The 2,501-nt window shown below is 72.7% G+C and carries 3 protein-coding genes; 2 read left to right on the top strand and 1 reads right to left on the bottom strand.

The window, feature by feature from the left end; genetic code table 11:
- Window positions 1-232, bottom strand: a 232-nt coding sequence (locus DQW85_RS11525) for an NAD(P)H-binding protein (protein ID WP_162794905.1), incomplete at its 3' end; no start/stop codon positions are given.
- A gap of 22 nt (window positions 233-254) precedes the next feature.
- Between DQW85_RS11525 and DQW85_RS11520 the strand changes: the two genes are divergently transcribed.
- Window positions 255-947 carry an HAD family hydrolase gene (locus DQW85_RS11520; RefSeq protein ID WP_113700336.1) on the top strand — a complete coding sequence of 231 codons (693 nt, stop codon included), beginning with the start codon at window positions 255-257 and terminating at the stop codon, window positions 945-947.
- A 64-nt stretch (window positions 948-1,011) separates the two neighbouring features.
- The gene (gene gndA, locus DQW85_RS11515) at window positions 1,012-2,436 is read left to right on the top strand and encodes an NADP-dependent phosphogluconate dehydrogenase (RefSeq protein WP_113700335.1); all 1,425 of its coding nucleotides are present in this window, start codon (window positions 1,012-1,014) and stop codon (window positions 2,434-2,436) included.
- Window positions 2,437-2,501 lie beyond the last annotated feature (65 nt).

Here is a 2,501-nt window from a genome sequence, read left to right as displayed (position 1 = left end):
CGCTGCCCGGGCCGGCGCCCGCCGCGAAGACGGCCGCGTCGGCGCCGTGCAGGATCGCCGCCACCTCCTCGACGCCCGCACGTTCGAGGTCGCACAGCACCGCGCCGGCGCCGGTCGCCTCGACGTCGGCGAGGTGACCCGGGTCGCGCACGAGGCCGATCGCGTCGGCGCCGAGGAGCCGCTCGAGCCGGAGGGCGATCTGGCCGTGCCCGCCCGCGATGATGATCCGCATCCGGCCATGGTGTCATGGAGCGATGACCGAACTTCCGCACGCGCCCGTGCCGGCGTTTCTGTTCGACCTCGACGGCACGCTCATCGACAGTGTCTACCAGCACGTCATCGCCTGGCGGCAGGCACTGTCGGGGATGGACATCGACCTGTCGGTGTGGCGGATCCACCGGCGCATCGGGATGAGCGGCGGCCTGTTCGTCAACGCGCTGCTGCGCGAGACCGGGTTGAAGCTCACCCTGGAGCAGATCGAGGAGTTGCAGGACGCCCACGCCGACGCCTACACCGAGCAGGCCGACTCGGTCCGGCCGCTGCCCGGAGCCGCGGAGCTGCTGGCCGAGCTGACCTCGCGGGGCGTGCCGTGGGCGATCGCGACGAGCGGCCGGGCCCGTACGGCGCGGCTCGCGCTCGGCATGCTGGGCCTGCCCGAGGACACGCCGATGGTCACCCGTGACATGGTGCGCCGGGCCAAGCCGGATCCCGACCTGTTCCTGGCGGGGGCGGCGCTGCTGGCGGTGGACCCGCGGCACGCCATGGTGGTCGGCGACAGCGTCTGGGACCTGCTCGCGGCTCGGCGGGCGGGCGCGCTCGGGGTGGGGCTGCTCTCCGGCGGCTACGGCAGGGACGAGCTCGAACGTTGCGGCGCGTTCCGGGTGTACTCCGACCCGGCGGACATGCTGAACCGGCTCTATGAGCTGGGGGTGCGCCCGGGTGACTGAGCCCGGGAATATCCTGCCGAACGGGCGGGGCTGCAGCGTGCGTATCTCCTGAGGAGGAGTTGAGATGGACTTGGCAGACATCGGCGTCACAGGTCTGGCGACCATGGGACGGAACCTGGCCCGCAACCTGGCGAGGCACGGTTACGCGGTCGCGGTGCACAACCGTTCCGCGAGCCGTACGCACCAGCTGGTGAAGGAGTTCGGCGGCGAGGGCACGTTCGTGCCGGCGGAGGAGCTCGCGGACTTCGTGGCGTCGCTCAAGCGGCCACGGCGCGCGATCATCATGGTCAAGGCGGGCGCGGGCACCGACGCCGTGATCGACCAGCTCGCCGAGCTGATGGAGCCCGGCGACATGATCGTCGACGGCGGCAACGCGCACTTCGCGGACACGCGGCGGCGCGAGGCGGCGCTCCGTGACAAGGGCATCCACTTCGTCGGCACCGGCATCTCCGGCGGCGAGGAGGGCGCGCTGAACGGCCCGAGCATCATGCCGGGCGGGTCAAAGGAGTCGTGGGAGGCGCTGGGCCCGATCCTGCAGGACATCTCCGCCAAGGTGGACGGCGTGCCGTGCGCGGTCCACGTGGGGCCCGACGGCGCCGGGCACTTCGTGAAGATGGTGCACAACGGCATCGAGTACTCCGACATGCAGCTCATCGCCGAGTCGTACGACCTGCTGCGCCAGGCGCTCGGCGCGACGCCGGCGGAGCTGGCGGGCGTGTTCCGGGAGTGGAACCGGGGCGAGCTCGACTCCTACCTGATCGAGATCACCGCCGAGGTGCTCGACCAGGTGGACGCGGCGACGGGCAAGGCGTTCGTGGACGTGGTGGTGGACCAGGCCGAGCAGAAGGGCACCGGCCGCTGGACCGTGCAGAGCGCGCTGGAGCTGGGCGTGCCGGTGACGGGCATCGCTGAGGCGGTCTTCGCCCGCGCCCTGTCGGGCCACCCGGAGCAGCGCGCGGCCGCCGCCCGCCTGGAGGGCCCGGAGCTCTCGGGCGTGGGCGGGCGTGAGCTGATCGAGGACGTACGGCAGGCGCTGTACGCTTCCAAGATCGTCGCCTATGCGCAGGGCTTCGACCAGATGGCCGCCGCCTCCAAGGAGTACGGCTGGGACATCGACCTGGGGGCCATGGCCACGATCTGGCGGGGCGGCTGCATCATCAGGGCCAAGTTCCTGGACCGGATCCGGGCCGCGTACGACGCCGACCCGGCCCTGCCGACGCTGCTCGCGGACCCGACGTTCGCGGCGGCGGTCAACGTGGCGCAGGACGCCTGGCGGCGGGTGGTGACCACGGCCGTGCGGATCGGCGTGCCTACTCCGGGCTTCTCGTCGGCGCTGGCCTACTACGACGGGCTGCGCCGCGAACGGCTGCCGGCCGCGTTGGTGCAGGGGCTGCGCGACTACTTCGGCGCGCACACCTACCAGCGGGTCGACAGGGAGGGCGCGTTCCACACCGACTGGTCGGGCGACCGGGTCGAACGCCCCGCGTAACGGGCGGCGCACACCGTCCCCGCCTGACCGCGCGCCGAGCGCCCGCGCCGGGCGGGGCCGGGCGG

Origin of the sequence: Nonomuraea lactucae (assembly GCF_003313395.1) — a bacterium.
Taxonomy (GTDB): Bacteria; Actinomycetota; Actinomycetes; order Streptosporangiales; family Streptosporangiaceae; genus Nonomuraea; species Nonomuraea lactucae.
Note: the sequence above shows the minus strand (reverse complement) of the source record. Positions and strands in the feature narration are given on the sequence as shown.